The organism is Mesorhizobium sp. M7A.F.Ca.CA.004.06.1.1 (assembly GCF_003999135.1).
Lineage (GTDB): Bacteria > Pseudomonadota > Alphaproteobacteria > Rhizobiales > Rhizobiaceae > Mesorhizobium.
In genome coordinates this window covers 1-2,725 of record NZ_RZPQ01000773.1, presented here as the reverse complement: position 1 = coordinate 2,725, position 2,725 = coordinate 1, and the positions used below count along the sequence as shown (strand labels likewise).

2 protein-coding genes and 1 pseudogene are annotated in these 2,725 nt (G+C 63.5%); 1 reads left to right on the top strand and 2 read right to left on the bottom strand.

Annotation, left to right across the window (positions count from 1 at the left end; translation table 11 throughout):
* Together EN906_RS29945 and EN906_RS29940 are read right to left on the bottom strand one after the other, a co-directional pair.
* Positions 1 to 411, bottom strand: a pseudogene (locus tag EN906_RS29945) (diguanylate cyclase); the annotation flags it as partial.
* A gap of 42 nt (positions 412 to 453) precedes the next feature.
* Entirely contained in the window at positions 454 to 2,004 is a 1,551-nt protein-coding gene (locus tag EN906_RS29940; RefSeq protein WP_127269036.1) for a trimethylamine methyltransferase family protein, read from the bottom strand.
* A 90-nt stretch (positions 2,005 to 2,094) separates the two neighbouring features.
* On the opposite strand from EN906_RS29940, the gene EN906_RS29935 reads away from it, so the two are divergent.
* Positions 2,095 to 2,725 (top strand): LysR substrate-binding domain-containing protein (locus EN906_RS29935; RefSeq protein ID WP_127375589.1); only part of this gene is annotated, 631 nt, incomplete at its 3' end.

Here is a 2,725-nt window from a genome sequence, read left to right as displayed (position 1 = left end):
GTTCCATGTGATGCCCTTGCGCACATGCAGCACGTATTCGGTGGCGTCGTCATTGATATCCCAGCTTTCGAGCAGGACCGGCTCGAAGGTGAACTGCCTGGTATAGCGGACAAGCGGCTCCAGCCAGCAGCGCGAAATGTTCGCCAGCTCAACCCAGTCGTAGGTGCGCGGATCCTTCTGCCCCTTCACCGACATCGAGACGCGCAGCGTTCCGCCTTTCTTCGGCTCTTCGGCCAAGGCCCGATCCGGCACGGCAAGGCCGATCATGGCGTAGGCAAGCGCCGTCGATGCGCCGAAGGCGCTTGCCAGCGCCAGGAACTCGCGCCGATCGACACGACCCGCGCGTGCTTCGACCGCCATTGCCTCGATAGCGCTCGGCACGCGATCGCCACTGCTTCTGAAGAATGCCATTTTTTCCTCCCGTCTGGTTCCCTTTGATCTTGGTTCTTCGCGTCAACTGACGCTGTCCGGCAGCCTCTCCTCGCGCCGCGCGATGAAATCCATCAGGCCATCGGCGATGCCTTCGTCGAGCTTCGGCTCCTCGTAATCCGCCAGCATGTTGCGCGCCTTCTCGCGGCCGCGCGTGTCGTGGTCCTTCGCCCCTTCTGCCTTCCACTGTTCGTACGAATTGAAGTCCATGATCGAGGGTATGAAGAAGGCCGACTCGAAATGTTCGAGCGTGTGTTTGCTGCCGAGGAAATGGCCCTGCGGCCCGACTTCGCGGACCGCTGCCATCGCTTCCTTGAAATCGTCGAACGGAAGGCCGCCTGCATATTTGTACCAGCCAACCAGCTGTTCGCAGTCCGTAGCGAACTTCGAATAGCCGCAGCTCAGGCCGGCCTCCAGCCACCCGGCGGAGTGCCAGATGTAGTTGGCGCCGGCGAGGATGGCGGCATGCATCAGCATGTTGGCCTCGTAGCCCGCCTGGGCGTCGTTGAGCTTCGATCCGACATGGAAGCCTGAGGTGCGCCACGGCAGTTTGTATTTCCGCGCCAGCGCGCCCATCAGGTACATCATCTGGGCCGCCTCCGGCGTGCCGCCCATCGGAGCGCCGGTCTTCATGTCCACGGTGACCATGAACTGTCCGTAGATCTGTGGCGACCCTGGGCGCAGCAGTTGCGTGAAGGCGACGCCCGCCAGCGCTTCCGCATTGACCTGCGCGACTGCCCCGACGGCCGACGCCGAAGTCGAGGCGCCGCACAGTGCGAAGGGTGCGAGGATCAGCGGCTGGTTGCTTCGGGCATAGACCTTCATCGCGTCCAGCATGGTGGCGTCCCACACCAGCGGCGAATTGCAGTTGGTGATCGACACCAGGACCGGATTGTCGCGGACGTAATCCTCGCCGAACACGATGCCTGCCATCGCCATCGTGTCTTCCGCCCGCTCCTTGGACGTGACGATGCCCATGAACGGCTTGTCGGAATGCTTAAGCGCGGAATGGATGATGTGGAGGTGACGCTTCGGTACCGCGATTTCCATCGGCTCGCAAATGACCGAACTCGATGAATGCAGCGCCGGCGCCATGTAGGCGAGCTTGTGGAAATTGTTGAGGTCCGCGAGCGTGCCGTAGCGCCTGTTGTTGTCGAGGTCACGCACATAGGGCGCGCCATACATCGGCACGAAGATGGTATTGTTGCCGCCCACCCGCACCGTACGCTGCGGATTCCTCGCATTGAGCGTGAACTCCGGCGGGACCTTCGATACCAGTTCCATCAGCAGGGCCCGGTCGATCCGCACACGAGTTTCCGAGACATCCGCGCCCGCCGCCTTCCACAGTGCGATAGCCTCGTCGTCGCGGAATTCGCATCCCACCTCTTCGAGGATCAAGAGCGACTCCTCGTGGATCAGCTCGACCGCCTCATCGGGGACCATCTGGTAGACGGGGATCTGGCGGACCAGGGTCGGAAACGACGTTACCGGAGCTCCGCGCAGGGCCTTGCGTCCCAGGCGGCCGCCACTGCGGCGGTTGGCATGTTCGGTCACTTCAGGGGCTGGTGCGTTCATGGCAACTCCATTCCACTCATGAAGGAGCCTAACGCGACAAAATGGTGATGTGACGCTGGAAAATCCTGATCTCTTGTATAAGCTCAGCTTATGCGAAGCCTGCGCCACCTCCTGCCCTCGGCCGGCAGCCTGATCGTCTTCGAGGCGGCCGGGCGGCTGTCGAGCTTCACCGCCGCCGGGCGCGAGCTCGGCATGACGCAGGCCGCCGTCTCCTATGCCGTGCGCGGGCTGGAAGAACGGCTTGGCGCCAAGCTGTTCCAGCGCCGCCACCGCCAGGTTCTCCTGACCGAGGCCGGCGAGCGCTTCCATGCCGATGTCTCGCTCGGCCTTTCGCATATTCGCAAATCGGCGGAGGATCTGCGCCTGCAGGCAACCGGCGGTCATGTCACGCTGGCTGCCTCGACCGCGTTCGGCTCGTTCTGGATGATGCCGCGCCTGCAGCAGTTCCGCGACGAACTGCCGGGCATCGACCTGCGTATCCAGACCGCCGACCGCGACCTCGACATCATCGCGGAAGGCATTCCGCTCGGCGTGCGCGGCGGCGCGCCGCTGGACTGGCCGGACTATCACTCGTTGCCGCTGGCCGACGAGGAGATATTTCCCGTCGCCGGCACCAGTTATGCGGCAAAGTTCGGCCTGCCCCAATCCGCTGCCGAACTGGCCACGCACCGCCTCATCCATCTGGAGGAGCCGTATCGCGAGGCGGCCAGCTGGGACGAAT

Coding starts and splice junctions, on each gene's coding strand:
- EN906_RS29940 (WP_127269036.1), bottom strand. CDS start 2,004: ATGAACGCACCAGCCCCTGAAGTGACCGAACATGCCAACCGCCGCAGT.